Consider the following 20,014-nt stretch of genomic DNA (forward strand, 5'->3'; position numbering starts at 1 on the left):
CGAATATGAAGGAATATGAGATTATTATTGAAACGATCAATCCATGTGGGGGAGAACGTCATTCCCAGCAGGAGATCATTGAAGCGGAAATTGAGAGTCCGGAAGCTTATGTAGCACAGAACGGAAGATTTCCGGTGATCGATACGACACGGAACGCAGACGGAGATGTGGTGATCGTAACCGGTGACGGAAATGGATACATGGTGAGATATACATTTACAGAATAAAGAAGAAGATTTATAAATGAAAGTATTAATGCTTAACGGAAGCCCCAGGGCGAAAGGAAACACAGCACTTGCGCTGGAAGAAATGAAAAAAGTCTTCGAGCAGGAAGGTATGAAAGAAATCCGGGAATACTTTGGAAAATAAATGGTTTGCATTCAGATTCACCTTAGTGTAATCATTGACATTACAACGGGAACGATATATGATAAGAAAAAACAGCAGAGGTGAAGAGAAAATGCAGATATCCAGTAGATTTACGTTAGCAGTGCATATTTTTACATGCCTTGATACGTTTCAGAATGAATATAAAGTAACCAGTGATTTTATCGCGTCCAGTACCAATGTAAATCCGGTCATCATCCGTAAGATCCTTCTGCGGCTGAAAGCTGCCGGTCTGGTGCAGGTTGCCAGAGGAACAGGGGGAACCACAATTACCAGACCTTTGTCAGAAATCACATTTCTGGATATATACCGGGCAGTGGAATGTGTGGAGGATAACAAGCTGTTTCATTTCCACGAGAATCCGAACCCGCAATGTCCGGTTGGAAAAAATATCCACAACATTCTGGATGACAAGTTGCAGCGGGTGCAGGACGCAATGGAGAGAGAGCTTCAGGCCATTACTCTTGAGGATGTGAAGGAAGATCTGGAGAAATATCTTCAGCAGCAGAATTAAAACAGAATAGGAATGTAAAAAGTGCATTCCGGAAATGATACGCCGCTACAAAGCAGAGAAGTATGAAGTCTGCCAAGTAGCGGTTTTTTTATATTGTAGGAAATTATTCAGTAACATTTCATTGTATAAAAAAGTTCTTTAAAAAAATATAAAAAACTTGGTTGTAACTATTGATATTACAACAAAACGGTGCTATATTTCTAAATGTAATAAAGACAGTTACAACAAAGACCGGTCAGTCACAAACATAAAAAAAGGATATTTAAGCGAATAATTCTAAAACAAAGGAGAGAGATATCATGAAGAAAGTAGTAGAATTTTTACAGGCAAACCCAGTACAGTATCTGGCAACAGTAGGACGCGATGGAAAGGCGAAATGCCGTCCGTTCATGTTCTGTTTTGAGAAAGACGGAAAGCTCTGGTTCTGCACCAACAATACCAAAGATGTTTACAAGGATATTCAGGCAAACCCGGAGATCGAGGTTTCCGTATCCAGTCCTGAGTATGCATGGATCCGTCTCCATGGAAAGGCTGTTTTTGAGAACAACCATGAAGTAAAGGTAGCCTGCATGGAGAACCCGATCGTTAAAGGTCAGTATGAGACTGCTGAGAACCCGATCTTTGAGGTATTTTATCTTGAGAACCCACATGGAGTAATCGCAGATTTCTCCGGCAACCCGCCATACGAATTTTAATAGAATCGATAAAATCCCCTTGATTCTACAGCATAACAGATTTTAATAGCACACCGGGAAAATTCCTGCATTCATTTCTGCCCAATGGACGCAGGAATTTCCTGTATATAAAAAGTGGACATTCACAGCAGATATATTCCGCAGGTTTTTATCCGTTCCAGACAGAGGAAGAACGCTGGGGTTACTGGTGCAGACATTCTTATGTAAATCGTATCAAACCACCGGCCATGCCCTTGTATGAGCAGCTTTTTGATCTGGTAAAAGAAAAAGACTATTTTGTGCTGACGACCAATGTGGATCATCAGTTTCAGAAAGCCGGATTTTCAGAAGAACGGATCTTTGCCACACAGGGAGATTACGGCCGGATTCAGTGTATGAAGGGCTGTCATCCGAAGACCTACGATGCTGTTTCCATATTTACCCAGATGGTTCAGGCGGAAAAGGACTGCAAAATTCCTTCTTACATGGTGCCGAAATGTCCGGTATGCGGCGGTCCTATGGCAATGAATCTCCGGTGCGACCAGTATTTTGTGGAAGATGAGCAGTGGAATGAGGCTGCAGAGAATTACGGGAATTATCTGAATCAGCTGAAAAAAGGCAAGGTTGTGCTGCTGGAGCTTGGAGTTGGTTTTAACACACCATCTATTATTCGCTTTCCTTTTGAAAAAATGGTACGTGAGCACAAAAATACAGAGCTGATCCGTCTGAACAGAGACGAAGCTGTGATTCCGGAAAGTTTCGGAGAGCGTGGAATCGGGATTAATCGTGACTTGTGCGACAGCTTACGGGATATTACAATAGAAATAAAGAAAAAATCTGCCGAAGTATCACAGGCAGATTAAAATCAGAATCGTCGTATAACAGAAGGAGAGCATATGGATCAGAAACAGCGACTTGACTATCTTGTAGAAAAATTTAAAGAAGATTCCGGAGAATACCGAAACCTTAAGGTCTCAGACAGCGAGACAGAAAAAAGAAGAATCCTTCGTTCTCTTATGAATATCCGGATGCCACGGCATATGGATGAGCAGGTTCTTAAGGTGCAGGATGAATTTCTGAAAGAGGATGCCAGGGAAAAAGGAATCGTGACACTGGATCAGATTCCAACTGTAAAAGAAGCGTACAACAGCTCAGCGCCTTTTGCGGAAAAAATTTCTGTCTGGCAGGGAGATATCACCAGACTTCAGGTGGGGGCTATTGTCAATGCAGCCAATTCCCAGATGCTGGGCTGTTTTGTGCCATGCCACCGATGCATTGACAATGCCATTCATTCCGCAGCCGGGGTGGAGCTTCGCGCAGAGTGTAACCACCAGATGAACCAGAAACGGATCCGTTACGGAAGATCTTATGAAGAACCAACCGGTCAGGCTATGCTGACCAGCGGTTATAACCTTCCGGCGGAGCATGTGATCCATACGGTGGGTCCCATTGTTTATTATGAGGTAACAGACAAGTTACGTCAGGATCTGAAGAACTGTTACGAAAGTGTTCTGAACTGTTGTATGGAAAACAATATCCGGTCCGTAGCGTTCTGCTGTATCTCCACCGGAGAATTTCATTTCCCGAACAAAGAAGCAGCAGAGATCGCTGTGAGTACCACCGAAGTTTTCCTGGAAAAACATGGAGAAGCTTTTGACCGGGTGATCTTTAATGTATTTAAGGATATGGATCTGGAATATTATAAAAGACAGTTTTAAATATCTGATCAACGCCTGGTTTTATGAAAACAGCCTCGCTGAAGACTGCATACAGTTAGGTATGCCATGTTTTCAACGGGGCTGTTATTTTTTGAAAAGTTTATCATTACAAAGGTCTACGAAAAGCTGAGCTGTTCGGGAAAGAGGCCTGTCACTGCGGTAGCACAGGGAAAGCTGTGAAGAGATCACAGGGGTAATGGGAACAGCACGCCACGGGGAGTAGCTGGGCTTCGGACCATTTTCGGGAAGCTGGACGTGAACATCCATCAACAGAGCGATACAATTCTGATTGGTCACCATGTCCAGAATGGAATCGGTTCTGTGGCTGGTAAAAACGATATTGGGCACAAAATTGGCATTCTGGCAGGCATCGGTGGAAATCTGATACATCAGGGAGCCCTCTTTGATGAGGCAGAACCGTTCGTTCTTTAGCTGTTGCAGGGAAATACTTTCACAGGAGGCAAGAGGATGCCCGATGGGCATGATAGCTGCCAGCCTGTCACGCATATAGGGGATACGGACAATATGCCGGTCATACAGAAAATTTTTTTCAAAAGAGGCTTTGTCCTCCCGGGTAAAGATCAGCTCGCATTTTTCATTTTCCAGATAATCCATCAGATTGACAGGGTCATCTTCTGTGATACGCACGGTAGCCTCCGGATATGTTATCTGAAACTGAGAGAGGAACTGTGTGATGTGATACTGAGGCATGGAGGGAAGGACACCAATGGTAAGCAGACCGTTTTCGATATTACGCATTCGATGAATAGCGGAGATGCCTTCAAATTCCGATCTTACTACAGATTTTGCATAGGGAAGGAAGGTCTGTCCGTAACTGGTAAGCTCTACCCGTCGGGTAGTACGTGTAAATAATGGAACTCCAAGCTCATTTTCCAGGCTTTTAATATGTTTGGACAGGGTAGACTGATTCATATACAGACGGTCGGAAGCCTCCCAGAAATTTTTTGTTTCGGCAAGAACCATAAATTCTTTCAGATTATCGGTGTTCATTACCATTTCCTCCCTTTAAGTCGGATGTTGACTTAATTCTAGCGGAAGCAGAATTGTTTGTCAACGAAGGGAGAAATATAATATTAAGTATCAAAAATACATATTTTGGGAGGAAAAAATATGGGTGGAAACAAAAAAGTCCCGCTTAAAAATAAGCTGGCATATGGTATTGGAACAGGTGGAGGATGTATATTCAATCAGATCGCGGCAGCATTTCTCCTCAATTATTACACAGATACGGCAATGCTCTGCGCCGGTGCGATTGCTACCATGTTTCTGGTGTGCAGAATCTTTGATGGCGTTACGGATCTGATCATGGGTGGCATCGTGGACAAAACATCTACAAAGCTTGGAAAGGCAAGACCATGGCTGATCGCATCTGCACCACTTTCCCTGATCGGAATCGTTCTTCTGATGAATGTTCCTATGGGACTTGGTGGAAACGGAAAACTGGTATACGCCTACATTACGTATATTTTTATGAACTGTATCGTATATACCATTTACGGAATCTCAAACACAGCACTGCTTCCTCTTATGACAAGAGATAAAGATGATTCCACACTGCTTGCAACTTTTTCAGCACTGGGAAATAACATCATCGGTCTGGCAACAGGATCCCTGATCACACCACTGGTATTGAATTTAGGCTGGAAAACTTCCAGTGTTATTCTGGGACTTGCAGCATGTGTGCTTATCCTGGTTTCCGGTCTGATGAACAGAGAGATGACCACAGAGGATGAAGCAAAAGAACAGGCTCATATTCCAATGAGCCAGCAGCTTCCGGGAATCTTTATTCTATTTCTGATGCCGGTTGTATCAAAAAAATGGAACAAGAAAACTTTCCTGCTTATCGGTTCTGTGCTGATCATCCTGGGATTTGGCATTACCGGAATTGCCGGTGACAATACAACGATGATCGTAGTAGGAACTGTGATCCGTTCTCTCGGCGTAGGTCCGATTCTTTCAGCGGTATTTGCTTTTGTTCCGGATGTGGTAGAGTATGGAAACCGGAAATTCGGAATCCGTTCCGAAGGTCTGATCTCTTCTGCACAGTCCATTGGTTTCAAGATCGGCATTGGTATCGGAAGTGCTCTGACCGGATGGATCCTTGCATCTGTGGGATATGATCCGACAGCAAAACCAACTGCAGCAATAATCAGCGCAGTAAAATTTGATTATACATGGATGGGTGCGATTCTGGGAATCGTAATTCTTGTTCTTGTATTACTGCTGGATGTGGAAAAATATACAGACAAAGATAACGAGAAGAAATAAAAAGAGGTGTGACACAAATGTATGACTTAAAATTTAATCCTGAAAAATATGAAGTAAAAACCTGTGAGCTTGGGGGCCGGAAGATCACTTACCGGGCATTTGAAAACATTGTTTACTGCAAAAATCCGGTGAACAAAGTGCAGAAGCTGAATCTTTTTGTACCGGAAGCATATTATCACGGGGAAATGATCAATGGATATGATCTGAAAACGGCGCCGATCTTTGCACCCAATACCGTAGGCGGATATATGGAAGGTCCGGCTATGGAAGTGGGAATTGACAAGTTCAATCATAAACCGAATACAGCGTTTGAAGGGCTGCTTCATGGATATGTGGTAATGTGCGCCGGTGTCCGGGGACGAAATACCGGTATGAGATCCAGAGAGTTTTTTGTAGGTGGAGCAGGAAAGGACAACGGAGAAACAGAAGAAGCATTATGTGGACGGGCTCCGGCACTGATCGTAGATATGAAGGCAGCAATCCGTTACATGCGGCATAACAAAGGTCTGGTTCCGGGAGATGTGGAAAAGATCATTACAAACGGAACTTCGGCAGGAGGAGCACTTTCCGCACTGGCAGGAGCTACAGGAAATGCAAAAGAATATGAGCCGTATTTGAAAGCTATCGGAGCAGCCGAGGAAAGAGATGATATTTTTGCGGCAAGCTGCTATTGTCCGATCCACAATCTGGAACATGCAGATGCTGCCTATGAGTGGCTTTTCCAGAAGGAAACCGTGTCTCACATGATGAGATTTGAAATGGGACCGAATGGGCCGAAGATGATTCCTGTGGTAAGGGAACTCAGTGAGGAACAGAAGGAGCTGTCAAAGGAATTGAAGGCATCATTCCCGGCATATGTAAACAGCCTGAACCTGAAAGATGACCAGGGAAAATCGCTCTCCCTGGATAAAAACGGAGAAGGTTCTTTCCGTGAATATGTGATGCAGTTCGTGCTGAAATCAGCTACAAAAGAAAAAGCAACTCTGGATTCCCAGAATCGTCTGAAAGGTCTTGCAGTTCCGGGAAGCGAGATCGAAAGCCAGGATTACATCACCTATACTGGGGAGAAGGCGACAGGTATTGACACAGATGCTTATGTGGCAAAGATCACCCGTATGAAACCCACACCTGCATTTGATGCCCTGGATCTGAAAAGTCCGGAAAATGAAGAATTTGGTGATGAAAAAGTACCTGCAAGACATTTCACAGCATTTTCCATGGAACATTCCAAAGCCGGCGGAGAGATGGCAGATCCGGAGAAAATCCGCCTTCTGAATCCTACAGAGTTTATCGGAAGCCGTGATACCACCAGAAACTGGAGAATCCGTCATGGTGCATTTGACAGGGATACCTCCATTGCGATTCCGGTGATCCTGGCTACAATGCTGAAGAATAAAGGCTTTAATGTAGATTTTGCGCTGCCATGGGGACTCCCTCACAGTGGAGATTACGATCTGGAAGAATTGTTTGCGTGGATCGATGATCTGGCAAAATGATCGGAATCTGATAAAAAAATAATTGCAGACAGGTACGGAAGGCCTGTCTGTTTTTTTACAAAAAATTTAATCGTCTCAATTTTCTTTACCATTGAATATTTTATGAAAATATATGGTATGATTGGTTTAAACGATTAAACGAAAGCGAGGATATCATATGGATATTATGGAAATAATGAAGCAGAGACACAGCGTTCGCCAGTACAAGGATCAGGCAATTGAGCCGGAGAAGAAAAACGAGATCAATGCCTGCATCAAAGAGATCAATGCAGAGAGCGGGCTGGATATTCAGATTTTTTATAACGAGCCGAAATGCTTTGACTCCTTTATGGCACACTACGGAAAATTTTCAAATGTAAAGAACTATATTGCCATCGTAGGAAAAAAAGAAGACCAGGAAAAAGCAGGCTACTATGGCGAAAAGCTTGTGCTGAAATGCCAGGAGCTGGGACTGAATACCTGCTGGGTAGCAATGACACACGGAAAATCTCAGGCGAGGGTTAAGAAAGGACAAAAGCAGCTGATTCTGATCTCTCTTGGATATGGAGAAAATCAGGGAGTTGCTCATAAGAGTAAAGAAATCGAAAAGCTCAGCCAGGCAGATCAGACTGCAGACTGGTTCCACAAAGGAATGGAGGCAGCGTGCCTTGCACCTACAGCTATGAATCAGCAGAAATTCCTTTTTGAACTGAAGAACGGAACTGTGACGGCGAGATCTCTTGGAGGATTTTATTCAAAAATTGATCTGGGAATCGCAAAATACCATTTCGAAGCAGCTTCCGGACATGAGGTAAAATAATGTATAAGAAAGAAGACATTGATAAGCTGGCAGAAGATTTTGCAGGATGCCAGAAAATTCTGATCGCACTGGGAGATGCAAACCGGCTGCATATGATCCTGGAAATGATGAAGATCGGCAAGTGTTCCGGGGTTCGTGTAAATGAGATCACAGAAAAAACGCATCTCTCCAGACCGGCAGTTTCCCATCATATTCAGATTCTGAAAGAGGCAGGAATCCTGAAGATGCGGCGGGAATCCACCAAGAATTATTATTATTTTGACCCGGATATGAACAGCTTTTCCCTGCTTATCGATGTTCTGCAGAAAGCCGTCAGCATCACATCCTCACTCCCGGACAGAAGTCAGAAGGAGTTGGAATAAACAGGGCAGATTTACTAACAGGAAGATTTACTAACAGGAAGTCTATTGCTTTTCAAAGCTGCATATGCTATAATATCAACAGGCAAAATGAAATTATGTTCCAGCTATGGACGACAAGCAACAAACAAAAACCCCAGTGTTCGCAGCACTGGGGTTTTTTATTCCTAATTTTGGCAATGGAAAGGTTTAGCTCCATAGGCTAGTTACCGACTATCGCTTGTCTAACCATTTGCAGATGAGATGGCAAGTCACACCTGCCGCAACAGCGATTAAAAATGAAATTATGTACTCCAACTATGTTCACCCCCTTTCTTTACCTGTCTAGGGGCGGTAACACGCTTAGCATATTATAGTTTAGAACAAATTGGAACATATATTCAAAATATCTGATATATATTCTGCATAGAGCAGAATGATGATTGGATAGGCAGATTACACAATAACATACAGCCAGAATTTTGTGCAAAATGCCTTTTGAAGAGGAAGAAATTCTTTGATAAAATAATTCCAGCGCAAGAGGAAACGATATTCTTAGAGATATGACACAGAGGTGCATATCTCTTTTTCGGAAGAAACCGTAGAAGCTACAGAGCAGAGAGTTACCAGCAGCTTTCTTTTTAACCTGGTCATGGGTGTGGATGATGCACATAACAATCTGAAAAAGATCGAAAAAGCAGAACATGAGATCATTGAGAGCTTCGTAAAAGAAGGCCCCTGTGTGATCGTGGGAAGATCTGCCAATTTTGTACTGGGAGAGAAGGATGCCCTGAATGTATTTATATATTCTGATATGAAAGACAGAGTCCGCTATGCAGTGGAGCATTACCAGGCAGAGGAAAAACAGGCGCAGGCCATGATAAAGAAGACCGATCAGGAAAGAAAGATGCACGCTCTGAGCTTTTACAACAAAGAGTGGGGAAATAAGAACAATTACGATCTGCTGTTAAATTCCGGAAAGCTTGGAATCGAGAAATGTGTGGAACTGATCGTAAACGCGGCGAAATAGAGGAGAGTGAGAGAATGGAGAGAAAAGTAAAAGTACCTGCAAAACTTGCCCTTGCTGTAGTGGCGGCATGTCTTGTTTCGTTTTGCGGGCTGATCACAGAAACAGCTGTAAATATTGCGTTTCCGGTGGTTATGGAAACTTTTGGCGTATCAACAAAAACCGTACAGTGGCTTACAACAGGAAACCTTCTGGTAGTGGCAATGATCACACCCTTGTCTGCACTGCTGACTGTAGGAATTCTCCTGTTTGCAGTGCTGGGAATGAAATTAAATACAGGAATGATCATTGGTTTCAAGACATATGAGACAAAAGAAAATCAGTAATTTTTTTGTTTGACTTTTGGGAAAACAGGTCATATAATTACAACAAACGAGTAGCGAACTAGCGTAAATCCAGTTTTCAGCTACTCGTTTTCTTTTTGTTAAAAATACATATCTGTCGTAAAAAAAGTGTGTAGCCTGTCAGCGTAAGTCCAGCTTATCAGACAGGTACACACTTTTTTTCGTACAGAAAGGGTAAAAAGGAGGACTATGAAAAAATGGCAGAAAGTAACAAGATGAAGGATATGCCGGTGAATAAGCTCATGATCCAGATGGGAATTCCCATGATCTTATCCATGGCATTACAGGCAGTGTACAATATCGTGGACAGTGCCTTTGTGGGAAATATGCGCTCCGGCAGTGAGGCCGCGTTAAATGCCCTTACGCTGGTGTTTCCTGTTCAGATGCTTATGGTGGCAGTAGGAATCGGAACAGGAGTAGGAACCAATGCACTTCTTGCCAGGACACTGGGACAGGGAAACAGTAAAAAGGCTGCAAAGGTTGCAGGAAACAGTCTTTTTCTGGGAGTACTCATTTATATCGTATGTCTGCTGTTTGGAATCTTTGGGGTAAAAGCCTATATTTCATCACAGACTGTAGATCCCCAGGTTCTGGAAATGGGAACCAGCTATCTTCGGATCTGCTGCGTGATCTCTTTTGGAATTATTTTCTTTTCGCTGTTTGAAAAATTACTGCAGGCAACAGGCCGTTCCCTTTATTCTACGATCGGTCAGGTAGTGGGAGCAGTTGTCAATATCATTCTTGACCCGATCATGATCTACGGTATCGGTCCGGTTCCGGAAATGGGAGTAGAAGGTGCTGCCTATGCTACTGTCATCGGTCAGGTGGCATCCGCTGTTTTGTTGTTTATTTTTCATACGAAACTGAATAAGGAATTTGAACATGGAATGAAGTACATGAAACCGGATGGAGAGATCATAAAAGAAATCTATGCCATCGGACTGCCGGCCATCATTGCCCAGGCACTGATGTCCATCATGGTTTATGTGATGAACCTGATCCTGAAATTCAGTCCATCCGCGCAGACTGCATATGGTCTGTTTTACAAGGTCCAGCAGTTTGTACTGTTTCTTGCCTTCGGACTTCGAGACGCCATCACGCCGATCATTGCTTTTGCTTATGGAATGCGGAGCAAAAAAAGAATCCAGGATGGAATCCGTTACGGACTTATCTATACCATCGTACTGATGATCGTGGGTGTTGCGATCACGGAAATTTTCCCGGGAGCTTTTGCTACGTTGTTTAATGCCGGACAGTCCAGAGAATATTTTATCAGCGCAATGCGGATCATATCCATCAGCTTTATTTTTGCGGGAATCAACGTTGCCTACCAGGGAATTTATCAGTCTATGGATGGTGGTATGGAATCTCTGATCATTTCACTTCTGAGGCAGCTGGTGATTATACTTCCTCTAGCAGCGCTCTTATCTCTGGCAGTACGAAGCGGCAGTGCAGGAATCTCACTGATCTGGTGGGCATTTCCGGTTACGGAGATCGTATCCTGCATAGTGGGTTATGTGTTCCTGAAAAAGATCAGAAAGAATAAAGTGGATGTTTTATAAAGGCGAAGGGGGTACGGAATATGACAAAAAAAATCATTACCATCAGCAGAGAGTTTGGAAGCGGCGGCCGTTTTATCGGTGAGCAGGTTGCAAAAAAGCTGGGCATTGCTTACTATGACAAAAATGTGATTGCACAGGTTGCAGAAAAGTCAGGACTGTCACCGGAATACATTCAGGAAAGTGCCGAGCTGTCACCAAAAAGAGGAATTTTTGCGTACGCACTTGCAGGACGTGACATAACCGGAAAATCTGTGGAAGACATGGTATATGAAGCACAGAGAAAAGTCATTCTGAATATTGCGGAAAAAGAGCCCTGTGTGATCATTGGAAGAAATGCGGATTTTATACTGAAGGACAGAGAGGATGTATTGAATGTTTTTATTCACGGAAACATTCCGCAAAAGACAAAACGCATCTGCGACCTTTATCATGTAGAGGAAAAAGAGGCTCTGAAAATGATGGCAGATACCGATAAGAGACGAATGACGAATTATAATTTTTATACAGAGCAGAAGTGGGGAAAAGCCAGTAACTACACCCTTTGTCTGAACAGCTCGGAGCTGGGGTATGAGCGGTGTGAGGAGATTATTTTGAAATGTGTGGAATAAAAATTACTTACATCCCTTTTTGTTTATGTAATGTGTCTTCAGAAGGAAAGAGAGGGAATTACTCGGAAAGGCTCCTTCGGGAGCCTTTTGATCTGTGTGTAAGTAAATTTATATTTCCAGCAGATTTCCCAGAGAAAAAATCTCTTCCCAATCAAGAAGTTCTTCCAGTTTATTAAGATTCTGGTCAGAGTGTTCCAGCTCCCGGGAAAAACGGTAACAGATAGAAACCAGATCCGGAAAGGAAAACTGTTTTTGCTGCAAAAGCCAGGTTCCCACTGCAAGTTCATGGATCATGAAGGTGCAGACAACAGCCATTTTTACCTTGGCAAAAATCTGCTCATCGTATATAGCACCGCAGAAATATGTATAGATCCAGTAGAGCAGAAGCTGTTCTTCCTGAATCTTCCAGTCCGGATAAAAGGTTTCGAATTCGAGACAGACATTCTGGTATTGCTGTTCGGTATCACAGGAGGTATATAACGGAGTTAAGGTATCACGCAGGTAATCATGCCATCCGGATCGAAGGATTTCCATCTGGGGAATGATAGTTTTCCATATGCTTTTTCTCAGGTTATCAGAAGATTTTTCAGCATCTTTCCACTTGAAGATTTTTTTCTGAAAAGAATCTCCAAAAGCAGAATTCTGATGACGTGTGCGGATCGTTTCCCACTGAAATAATTCATTCTGGTCAAGGCAGAGCTGGAAATCATGACCGCAGGCCAGAAGCTTCCGGCGGCGCAACGCACAGGGAACGGAACGATCCTGAATTACGGAGAAGAGATAGTCCCTGGTATCCATCAGCGCTGTGAAAAGGAAATAGTCGAAGTCGTCATAAGTCTCTTCTGGAGTTTCCTTTTCCACAGTCCGGAATATGATCTTTTCTTTATGACTGAGAAAAATTCTGGCGGCTTCCGGGCAGGAAAGAGACAGAGACAATTCCCTAAGTCCCTCAAATTCTTCGATATGCCTTGGGTATTTACGGCAGGTATCACAGAGCATATCTTTGCCTGCTTCGCTGTAGATATCACAGAGATTATCTTCGTTCAAAAATGCACAGCGTTTCTGATACTGACGGAAAGAATGTTCCTTCCAGTCGATGTCATTGAGAAGACGATTGCGAAAAGCTCCTTTGCAGTGGCGGTATTTTTTGAGACTGTTTTGATCGATCATGATCTGCCATCCGGCACAGCAGGTATCAGGACAGCTGCCGGCGATGCAGGAAAATTCATTATAAAAAGTAGGTTTTGTAATCTGCATAAATATTTCCCCCGGAATTTGTAAATTTTAACTGGAATTATAGCACTGCATAAAAGAAACTACAACAGAAATGAATCCGGATATTCTAACAGTGCCAAGAATAAGAACTGAAAACTTATGGAAGTAAAAAATAACTGTATTCCGTTTCAAGAAAAAATATATAGACAGTGGAAAGAACAAAATAAACGATAAATTACTAAAATAAAAGATATAATATGTGGAAAAATTCTGTTAGTATGTGTTTACAATAAAAAATACGGGAGGCAAACGAATGAAAGAACTTCTTTTTGGAGCAGCATATTATGATGAATACATGCCATGTGAGCGGTTAGCGCAGGATGTTGCAATGATGAAAAAGGCAGGGATTAATACTGTCAGGATCGCGGAGTCTACATGGAGTACCTGCGAACCGCAGGAGGGCGTTTTTGACTTTTCACATGTTGAAAGAGTAATGGATGTCATGGAGGAAGCCGGAATCAATGTGATAATCGGAACTCCCACGTACGCGGTTCCTACATGGATGGTAAAATCCCATCCGGATGTTATCGCAGAAACAGTACATGGACGGGGAATTTATGGAGCCCGTCAGATCATGGATATCACACATCCTGTATATCTTTTCTATGCGGAACGTGTGATACGGGAATTAATGAAGTGCACAGCACACAGAAAATGCGTCATTGGTTATCAGATAGATAACGAAACAAAATATTATGGAACAGCAGGAAAAAATGTACAGGAAAGATTTGTAAAATATCTCCGCGAAAAATTCCATGATGATCTCGATGCAATGAATCGGGAGTTTGGATTAGATTACTGGAGTAACCGCATCAATGCCTGGGAAGATTTTCCAGATGTACGTGGAACGATCAACGGAAGTCTGGGCGCGGAGTTTGAGAAATTCCAGAGAACACTGGTTGATAAATTCTTAAGCTGGCAGGCAGATATTGTAAATGAATATCGCAGAAATGACCAGTTTATCACACATAATTTTGATTTCGAGTGGAGAGGATATTCCTATGGAATACAGCCGGATGTTAATCATTATCATGCTGCACAGTGCCTGACAATTGCAGGTGTTGATATTTATCATCCTACCCAGGATGATCTTACAGGAGCAGAGATTGCATTCGGCGGGGATATGACAAGATCTCTTAAAAATGGAAACTATCTGGTCCTTGAAACAGAAGCGCAAGGATATCCGGGATGGACTCCATACAAAGGTCAGCTCAGGCTGCAGGCATACAGCCATCTGGCTTCCGGTGCGAACAGTGTAATGTACTGGCACTGGCATTCCATTCATAATTCCTTTGAGACATATTGGAAGGGCTTGTTGAGTCATGATTTTCAGGAGAATGATGCTTATCGGGAGGCTTGCCTGATCGGACAGGAATTCCAGAAAATCGGGAAGTATCTGATTAATATAAAGAAAAAGAATGAAGTAGCGATCCTTGTCAGCAATGAGGCTCTTACAGCATTAAAATGGTTCGGAATCCAGGCAACGGCAGCAGGAAATGATGGCATTGGATATAACGATGTTGTGCGTTGGATCTATGATGCTTTATATCAGATGAACGTTGAATGTGATTTCATCTGGCCTGAATCAGAAAATCTGAATCAATATAAGGCAATCTTTGTACCGGCTCTTTATGCGGCACCGGATGAACTGCTTCAGAAACTGAACCGTTATGTTGCAGATGGAGGAAATCTGGTTGCTACTTTTAAAACTGCATTTGCAAATGAAAATGTGAAGGTAAGTCATGAAGTACAGCCACATATTCTGAATAACTGCTTCGGAGTAGAATATCATCAGTTTACTTTTCCGAAGAACGTAGGATTAAAGGGAACCGTTGTTGGTGAAAATCCTGAGGCAGAAGCAAAAATCTTTATGGAGCTGCTGATTTCGAAAGGCGCAGAAGTTTTGGCACATTATGACCATTACAACTGGAAAGAGTATGCTGCAATCACAAAGAATCATTATGGACGTGGAACGGCAGTATATCTTGGCTGTATGACAGACCAGGCAACACTGAAAGCTGTAATGAAGGATATTCTCCAGAGTGCACAGGTAGAATTGCCGATATACAGCTATCCGGTTATTGTGCGAAAAGGAATCAATGATTTTGGAAAAAATGTAAAATATTTCTTTAACTATTCTGCTGAGGAACAAAATGTGCCATATATTTATAAAAATGGCGTAGAACTTTTGGCAGAAAATCCGATTAAAGCACAGGAAAACTTAAACATTCCGGCGTGGGGTGTGAAGATTGTTGAGGAATGTGATGAGCAGTAATCCAGGAGAGTGCATTGGAAATTAAGTCAATTAATGCGGGCAGACTGTGTATAGTAAAGTAAGGAATCAAAGAAGCGAGTTTATCATGCCCGATCAGAAGCTCGACAATCTTTTAAATCTGGCCCTGGATGCAACAGAAGAGGAACGTCAGAAATCCGGAAATCTGAATATCGGATATGATCCGGATGAGAAAGCCTGGGATGTGATCGTGAAGTACACAGGCAGGGAGGAGGAACTTACCGGGAAAGGAATACAGGCAGTTCCGCTTCTGGGAAATTATGCAGTTGTTACTCTGCCTGAGCGGGAGATCGACAGGTATTCCAGCCGGGAAAATGTAATCTTTATGGAAAAACCGAAGCAGCTTTATTTTGAAGTGTTTCAGGGAAAAACAGCCAGCTGTATCCAGCCGGTACAGACAGGTGCTGAAGGATTGACCGGAAAAGGAATCCTTATGGGAATCGTGGATTCCGGTGCTGATTATTTCCATCCCGATTTCCGAAACGAGGATGGAAGCAGCCGGATTCTGTATTTATGGGATCAGGGAATTCTTGGGAGACCGCCGGCAGGATATACAAGAGGAACAGAATATACGAAAGAAGAAATTGACGAGGCGCTTGCACTTGGAGAAAACCAGGGCAGGCGCTTTGTTCCGTCTATGGATACCAGCGGACATGGGACAGCGGTACTGGGAATTGCAGCCGGAAATGGAAGAGCTTCCGGTGGTGTGAACAGAGGTGTTGCTTATGAAAGTGATCTTCTGGTTGTAAAAATGGGGATTCCCGGAGAAAATTCTTTCCCCAGGACAACGGAGTTGATCCAGGGGATCGACTATCTGATGAGAAAGGCATTGGAGATGAACCGGCCATTGGTGATCAATCTGAGTTTTGGGAATAATTATGGGTCACACAGAGGGGATTCCCTTCTTGAAAATTATATGGATACTGTTGCCGCTATGGGGCGAGTTGTGATCGTAACGGGAACCGGAAATAACGGAAGCCAGCCATGGCATGCAGGAGGCATTCTGGAACAGGGAAAAAGAGAGGAAATTCAGCTGGCAGTGGGAGCTTTTGAGCCAACACTGAATGTGCAGCTGTGGAAAGATTATGAAGATGAAATGGAAATATACCTTCAAAGCCCTTCCGGTGAACAGATCGGTCCGCTGTTTGAACGCCTTGGATCACAGCGCCATCGTCTGGAAAACACAGATCTTCTGATCTACTATGGTAAACCGGGACCATATCAGCTGTCTCAGGAAATCTACATAGATTTCATTCCTGTGGGTAATTATGTGGACAGTGGTGTCTGGAAGATTGTTTTAGGTGGAAAACGTGTGCGTTCCGGCCAGTATTTTCTTTGGCTGCCGGGAGGGAATGTGCTGAATCGTGGAACCGGTTTTTATTTTCCGAGAGCAGTGGGAACGCTGACGATTCCTTCAACAGCCGGGAAGGTGATTTCTGTGGGAGCTTATGATTCCAGGCTGAATGCCTATGCGGATTTTTCCGGAAGAGGAAGTCAGTATCTGCCTCATCAGAAACCGGATCTGGCTGCACCGGGTGTTAATATTACAGCACAGATTCCCGGAGGCGGCTATGCAGCCGTCACTGGAACTTCTTTTGCGGCACCGTTTGTCAGCGGCAGCGCAGCGCTTCTTATGGAATGGGGAATTGTCAGGGAAAATGACCCTTATCTTTATGGGGAAAAAGTTAAGGCGTATCTCAGAAGAGGAGCCAGGGCAGTGGGTGGGATTGAGCGGTATCCGAGTGTGGAGGTGGGATGGGGGGCGCTTTGTGCAGCACAAAGTATTCCATTATAGTTGAAAAATAAGCCTTTTCGAGAAAAACAGTCGTATGTCTGTTATTATCCGGAAAATTTATCACTGTAATGAATATGTATATCTTCCCAGTCCATGAATAATACATAGAACACCCTTCCATATTGCTGGCTTTCTACGATCCTTCCGTGATCGAGGACAGAAAGATAGGAGCCGTCAGCTTTTCGGAGGTGAAAGTGAATATAGTCATTTTCATTACCACTATCAATCTGTTCCCAGATGCTGGATTCTATCTGTTTCTGTTCATCTTTCAGGATCAGGTTGCGGAAGCGCTTATTGGTGAGTCTGAAGAGCTCGTCCATATCTTTATATCCGGTCATATGAAGGAACTCATGGTTTGCATAAAAGAGTTCGTCATCGTCTTTGTCCGCTCTGTATATGATAAATGCACCCGGAAGGTGTTCAGAGATATCTTTAAATGCGAATCCCAGTTGTTTACGGATTCCGGACTGAAGACCTTCCCTGTAGGCCATACACCCGTTTTTTCCGTGAAGTTTTATTTCATAAAGGGCTGCATCTGCAGAGCGCATAAGCTGTGAACGGCTGGCTGCAAATGTGGGATATACCGCAACCCGGGAAATCCGTACATTGAATGATCCGAAATGCGCCAATATACCAATCATTGCGATGACTGCCAATGCTTTTGAGGAAGATCGCAAAAAGGCAATCAAGGCGGGTATGAACGCTCATATTGCCAAACCAATCAGTGTAGATATAATTCTGGAAAATCTGGAGAGAATGCGCCAAAACAGAAAGTATTTTAATGAACCTGCTGAGAAAAGTTAAAAACTTTTCAGCAGGTTTTAATTTATCCAAAAAAATTACATGCATGCTGTCAGAAGTGCTAGTGTAAATATCTGAGCGTTCACGTATAATGTAGATAAACAAAAAATCTTCTCACAAAATTAAGTAAAAAAGAGTCCGAGGAGTACATTAAAAAAGAAAGGAGATGTTTGTATGAGTAAAAAAATGAGGTTGTGGATGGCAGGAACAGTAGGAGTCTTAATGGCAGGCTTTATGAGCGTAAGTGTTTATGCCCTTGAAGAAAAGGATGTTATTGGAACCTGGTATGTAAATGAGCTTTCTATGGGCGAAGGTGCATCCTTTCATCCGGGGGCAATAGGAATGGAAGTGACCGTGGACATTAAAGAAGACGGTAAAATGGAAACAACAAGTTCTGTTTATGGGGAAGAGCCTGAAGTAGATGAATCAGAGTGGAAAATAGAAAATGATAAAATTTTGATGACTCATAATGATCAGACAGAAGAATGTGAGTACAAGGACGGTAAGATAACCTTAACAGCAGATGGAACGACAATGATCCTGAGTCAGGAAAAGGAAGAGTATGAGCCTTATGTACCGGGCAAACCGGTAGAAAATCCAACTATGAAGGATTTTGAAGGAGAATGGAGCTGTACTCTGATGGAAGCATTTGGAATGCAGATGCCGGTTAATGCTGACTTTACAGGATTTGAAATGAGTATGTCTGTGGAAGACGGAAAGGCTGAAATTATCTTAATAGAGAGCGGAGAAGAGACAAAAGTAGAACTTCAGGGCGACGTGGAAGGAAACGCACTGGTATTAAAGGCTGTAACAGAGGATGAGGCAGGAACTATGTTTTTCAGTCTTGATAATATGAAGTTTAATTTACTAGATGATGGAAAACTGTGTTTGATAGCAGAAGATGATGCAGAGGAATCTGATGACGGCGAAGAAGCAGATGATTCTGAAACAGGTGAAGTTGATTTTTCCGTAAAGACATATTTTGAAAAAATAATTGTTACAGAATAAGGTAAAATACTGCCGCACCATTCCGGTGCGGCAGTATGGGATTTCAGATAAAAAAGGAGGATAGGGTATGGGATTATTTGATAAGAAAATCTGTGACATCTGCGGGGAGAAAATTGGTTTATTGGGAAATCGAAAACTGGATGACGGAAATCTGTGTAAGGATTGTGCGAAAAAATTATCACCATGGTTTGAGGAGCGGCGGCACAGTACAGTAGAGGATATCAAACGCCAGCTGGAATATCGTGAAAAAAACAAAAAAGCGGTAATGGACTTTTGTATAACCCGTCAGATCAATACCAGAAATTACAATGTTTTTATTGATGATAATAAAGGAAATTTTACTGTTGCACGGAAACTGGATGTCAATGAAAACCCGGACATAGTTCCTTTATCAGCCATTGTACAGTGCAGAGTTGATGTAGATCAACAGCAGCATGAGGAAACATATACAAAGGATGGAGAAAATGTAAGTTATCAGCCACCGGTATATAAATATGAATTTGATTATACCATGCGTATTAAAGTGAGAACTCAGTGGTTTGATGATATGGATTTTCGCCTGAATACTTTCTCCATAAGCAGTGACAAAAGACGAGAACTGATGGAAGTGGAGCAGACCGCTTATCAGATTATTGCGGCACTGACACCAAATGCAGCGGGAATGCAGCCCGGGATGTCAGGAATGAACATGAACGGAGGAATGCAGCCCGGGATGTCGGGAATGAACATGAACGGAGGAATGCAGCCAGGAATGTCGGGAATGAACATGAACGGAGGAATGCAGCCAGGAATGTCAGGGATGCAGCAGAACAGCAGTTTGTGGAAATGCCAGTGTGGTGCAGAGAATACCGGAAGGTTTTGTGAATACTGTGGTCAGCCAAGACCGTTTTAAGTAATGATTAAACAGAGTGGACATAATTGTTCACTCTGTTTGTGATAAAAACTCTGAAAATAGATGATTTCTCTAAAAACTATATGACAAAATGGTGCTTTATAGTATAATTATTACAAAAATAGATTAGGGCGTATTTGAAAAATCATTCCTGCAAATTGTGACGCACATCTTGCGTAAAGCATTTTTCAAAC

General features: G+C 42.8%; 22 protein-coding genes. 19 read left to right on the forward strand and 3 right to left on the reverse strand.

Annotated elements, in window-relative coordinates; genetic code table 11:
* The first annotated feature begins 5 nt into the window (after window positions 1-5).
* The 6 genes from WMO28_RS03605 (at window position 6) to WMO28_RS03630 (ending at window position 3,293) form a co-directional block, all read left to right on the forward strand.
* Window positions 6-227 (forward strand): hypothetical protein, encoded by a 222-nt coding sequence (locus tag WMO28_RS03605; RefSeq protein WP_349056091.1) that lies wholly within the window; start codon window positions 6-8, stop codon window positions 225-227.
* A gap of 16 nt (window positions 228-243) precedes the next feature.
* Window positions 244-369, forward strand: coding sequence for an NAD(P)H-dependent oxidoreductase (locus WMO28_RS03610; RefSeq protein ID WP_349056092.1), 126 nt, complete (start codon window positions 244-246; stop codon window positions 367-369).
* Between the two features lie 91 nt (window positions 370-460).
* Window positions 461-901, forward strand: coding sequence for an Rrf2 family transcriptional regulator (locus WMO28_RS03615; RefSeq protein WP_349056093.1), 441 nt, complete (start codon window positions 461-463; stop codon window positions 899-901).
* Window positions 902-1,200: 299 nt separating this feature from the next.
* A complete protein-coding gene (locus WMO28_RS03620; RefSeq protein WP_349056094.1) occupies window positions 1,201-1,596 on the forward strand; it encodes a pyridoxamine 5'-phosphate oxidase family protein in 396 nt (131 codons plus the stop codon).
* Between the two features lie 227 nt (window positions 1,597-1,823).
* Complete coding sequence (locus WMO28_RS03625) at window positions 1,824-2,438, forward strand: SIR2 family NAD-dependent protein deacylase (protein WP_349056095.1); 615 nt, start codon at window positions 1,824-1,826, stop codon at window positions 2,436-2,438.
* A 33-nt stretch (window positions 2,439-2,471) separates the two neighbouring features.
* Entirely contained in the window at window positions 2,472-3,293 is an 822-nt protein-coding gene (locus WMO28_RS03630; RefSeq protein WP_349056097.1) for a protein-ADP-ribose hydrolase, read from the forward strand.
* Window positions 3,294-3,377: 84 nt separating this feature from the next.
* On the opposite strand, the gene WMO28_RS03635 is transcribed toward WMO28_RS03630, so the two are convergent.
* The gene (locus WMO28_RS03635) at window positions 3,378-4,304 is read right to left on the reverse strand and encodes a LysR family transcriptional regulator (protein WP_349056098.1); all 927 of its coding nucleotides are present in this window, start codon (window positions 4,302-4,304) and stop codon (window positions 3,378-3,380) included.
* Between the two features lie 120 nt (window positions 4,305-4,424).
* Here WMO28_RS03635 and WMO28_RS03640 point away from each other — a divergent pair, with 120 nt between their 5' ends.
* The 8 genes from WMO28_RS03640 to WMO28_RS03675 all read left to right on the forward strand — a co-directional run bounded on the left by WMO28_RS03640 (window position 4,425) and on the right by WMO28_RS03675 (window position 11,756).
* Window positions 4,425-5,582 (forward strand): MFS transporter, encoded by a 1,158-nt coding sequence (locus WMO28_RS03640; RefSeq protein ID WP_349056099.1) that lies wholly within the window; start codon window positions 4,425-4,427, stop codon window positions 5,580-5,582.
* A gap of 17 nt (window positions 5,583-5,599) precedes the next feature.
* Window positions 5,600-7,078, forward strand: a complete 1,479-nt coding sequence (locus WMO28_RS03645; protein WP_349056100.1) for a subtype B tannase — start codon at window positions 5,600-5,602, stop codon at window positions 7,076-7,078.
* A 157-nt stretch (window positions 7,079-7,235) separates the two neighbouring features.
* Window positions 7,236-7,877, forward strand: coding sequence for a nitroreductase family protein (locus tag WMO28_RS03650; RefSeq protein ID WP_178644144.1), 642 nt, complete (start codon window positions 7,236-7,238; stop codon window positions 7,875-7,877).
* Entirely contained in the window at window positions 7,877-8,239 is a 363-nt protein-coding gene (locus tag WMO28_RS03655; RefSeq protein WP_178644146.1) for a metalloregulator ArsR/SmtB family transcription factor, read from the forward strand. Before WMO28_RS03650 ends, WMO28_RS03655 begins: the two co-directional genes overlap by 1 nt.
* 550 nt (window positions 8,240-8,789) lie before the next feature.
* Window positions 8,790-9,245 carry a cytidylate kinase family protein gene (locus tag WMO28_RS03660; RefSeq protein ID WP_178644148.1) on the forward strand — a complete coding sequence of 152 codons (456 nt, stop codon included), beginning with the start codon at window positions 8,790-8,792 and terminating at the stop codon, window positions 9,243-9,245.
* Window positions 9,246-9,259: 14 nt separating this feature from the next.
* On the forward strand, window positions 9,260-9,568 hold the full coding sequence (locus WMO28_RS03665; protein WP_178644150.1) for a hypothetical protein: 309 nt from the start codon (window positions 9,260-9,262) through the stop codon (window positions 9,566-9,568).
* Between the two features lie 215 nt (window positions 9,569-9,783).
* Complete coding sequence (locus WMO28_RS03670; RefSeq protein WP_349056101.1) at window positions 9,784-11,148, forward strand: MATE family efflux transporter; 1,365 nt, start codon at window positions 9,784-9,786, stop codon at window positions 11,146-11,148.
* Between the two features lie 20 nt (window positions 11,149-11,168).
* On the forward strand, window positions 11,169-11,756 hold the full coding sequence (locus WMO28_RS03675) for a cytidylate kinase family protein (RefSeq protein WP_178642595.1): 588 nt from the start codon (window positions 11,169-11,171) through the stop codon (window positions 11,754-11,756).
* Window positions 11,757-11,864: 108 nt separating this feature from the next.
* Here the strand turns inward: WMO28_RS03675 and fliB are convergent, their stop codons facing one another.
* Window positions 11,865-13,013, reverse strand: a complete 1,149-nt coding sequence (gene fliB, locus WMO28_RS03680) for a flagellin lysine-N-methylase (protein WP_178642589.1) — start codon at window positions 13,011-13,013, stop codon at window positions 11,865-11,867.
* Window positions 13,014-13,284: 271 nt separating this feature from the next.
* On the opposite strand from fliB, the gene WMO28_RS03685 reads away from it, so the two are divergent.
* Complete coding sequence (locus tag WMO28_RS03685; RefSeq protein ID WP_349056103.1) at window positions 13,285-15,306, forward strand: beta-galactosidase; 2,022 nt, start codon at window positions 13,285-13,287, stop codon at window positions 15,304-15,306.
* 85 nt (window positions 15,307-15,391) lie between these two features.
* The gene (locus WMO28_RS03690; RefSeq protein WP_178642585.1) at window positions 15,392-17,119 is read left to right on the forward strand and encodes a S8 family serine peptidase; all 1,728 of its coding nucleotides are present in this window, start codon (window positions 15,392-15,394) and stop codon (window positions 17,117-17,119) included.
* Between the two features lie 44 nt (window positions 17,120-17,163).
* On the opposite strand, the gene WMO28_RS03695 is transcribed toward WMO28_RS03690, so the two are convergent.
* Complete coding sequence (locus WMO28_RS03695; RefSeq protein ID WP_349056104.1) at window positions 17,164-17,610, reverse strand: PAS domain-containing protein; 447 nt, start codon at window positions 17,608-17,610, stop codon at window positions 17,164-17,166.
* An 82-nt stretch (window positions 17,611-17,692) separates the two neighbouring features.
* Between WMO28_RS03695 and WMO28_RS03700 the strand changes: the two genes are divergently transcribed.
* The 3 genes from WMO28_RS03700 to WMO28_RS03710 all read left to right on the forward strand — a co-directional run bounded on the left by WMO28_RS03700 (window position 17,693) and on the right by WMO28_RS03710 (window position 19,820).
* Complete coding sequence (locus WMO28_RS03700) at window positions 17,693-17,923, forward strand: response regulator (RefSeq protein WP_349056106.1); 231 nt, start codon at window positions 17,693-17,695, stop codon at window positions 17,921-17,923.
* A 171-nt stretch (window positions 17,924-18,094) separates the two neighbouring features.
* A complete protein-coding gene (locus WMO28_RS03705; protein ID WP_349056107.1) occupies window positions 18,095-18,928 on the forward strand; it encodes a hypothetical protein in 834 nt (277 codons plus the stop codon).
* Window positions 18,929-18,995: 67 nt separating this feature from the next.
* Window positions 18,996-19,820, forward strand: a complete 825-nt coding sequence (locus WMO28_RS03710; protein ID WP_349056108.1) for a DUF4428 domain-containing protein — start codon at window positions 18,996-18,998, stop codon at window positions 19,818-19,820.
* Window positions 19,821-20,014: the final 194 nt, after the last annotated feature.

The organism is Blautia aquisgranensis (genome assembly GCF_040096615.1).
In the GTDB taxonomy this organism is placed as follows: domain Bacteria; phylum Bacillota; class Clostridia; order Lachnospirales; family Lachnospiraceae; genus Blautia_A; species Blautia_A aquisgranensis.

Coding starts and splice junctions, on each gene's coding strand:
- WMO28_RS03640 (WP_349056099.1), top strand. CDS start 4,425: ATGGGTGGAAACAAAAAAGTCCCGCTTAAAAATAAGCTGGCATATGGT.
- WMO28_RS03645 (WP_349056100.1), top strand. CDS start 5,600: ATGTATGACTTAAAATTTAATCCTGAAAAATATGAAGTAAAAACCTGT.
- WMO28_RS03625 (WP_349056095.1), top strand. CDS start 1,824: ATGCCCTTGTATGAGCAGCTTTTTGATCTGGTAAAAGAAAAAGACTAT.
- WMO28_RS03690 (WP_178642585.1), top strand. CDS start 15,392: ATGCCCGATCAGAAGCTCGACAATCTTTTAAATCTGGCCCTGGATGCA.
- WMO28_RS03665 (WP_178644150.1), top strand. CDS start 9,260: ATGGAGAGAAAAGTAAAAGTACCTGCAAAACTTGCCCTTGCTGTAGTG.
- WMO28_RS03630 (WP_349056097.1), top strand. CDS start 2,472: ATGGATCAGAAACAGCGACTTGACTATCTTGTAGAAAAATTTAAAGAA.
- WMO28_RS03615 (WP_349056093.1), top strand. CDS start 461: ATGCAGATATCCAGTAGATTTACGTTAGCAGTGCATATTTTTACATGC.
- WMO28_RS03655 (WP_178644146.1), top strand. CDS start 7,877: ATGTATAAGAAAGAAGACATTGATAAGCTGGCAGAAGATTTTGCAGGA.
- fliB (WP_178642589.1), bottom strand. CDS start 13,013: ATGCAGATTACAAAACCTACTTTTTATAATGAATTTTCCTGCATCGCC.
- WMO28_RS03685 (WP_349056103.1), top strand. CDS start 13,285: ATGAAAGAACTTCTTTTTGGAGCAGCATATTATGATGAATACATGCCA.
- WMO28_RS03695 (WP_349056104.1), bottom strand. CDS start 17,610: ATGGCCTACAGGGAAGGTCTTCAGTCCGGAATCCGTAAACAACTGGGA.
- WMO28_RS03650 (WP_178644144.1), top strand. CDS start 7,236: ATGGATATTATGGAAATAATGAAGCAGAGACACAGCGTTCGCCAGTAC.
- WMO28_RS03710 (WP_349056108.1), top strand. CDS start 18,996: ATGGGATTATTTGATAAGAAAATCTGTGACATCTGCGGGGAGAAAATT.
- WMO28_RS03635 (WP_349056098.1), bottom strand. CDS start 4,304: ATGAACACCGATAATCTGAAAGAATTTATGGTTCTTGCCGAAACAAAA.
- WMO28_RS03705 (WP_349056107.1), top strand. CDS start 18,095: ATGAGTAAAAAAATGAGGTTGTGGATGGCAGGAACAGTAGGAGTCTTA.
- WMO28_RS03620 (WP_349056094.1), top strand. CDS start 1,201: ATGAAGAAAGTAGTAGAATTTTTACAGGCAAACCCAGTACAGTATCTG.
- WMO28_RS03675 (WP_178642595.1), top strand. CDS start 11,169: ATGACAAAAAAAATCATTACCATCAGCAGAGAGTTTGGAAGCGGCGGC.
- WMO28_RS03605 (WP_349056091.1), top strand. CDS start 6: ATGAAGGAATATGAGATTATTATTGAAACGATCAATCCATGTGGGGGA.
- WMO28_RS03670 (WP_349056101.1), top strand. CDS start 9,784: ATGGCAGAAAGTAACAAGATGAAGGATATGCCGGTGAATAAGCTCATG.
- WMO28_RS03610 (WP_349056092.1), top strand. CDS start 244: ATGAAAGTATTAATGCTTAACGGAAGCCCCAGGGCGAAAGGAAACACA.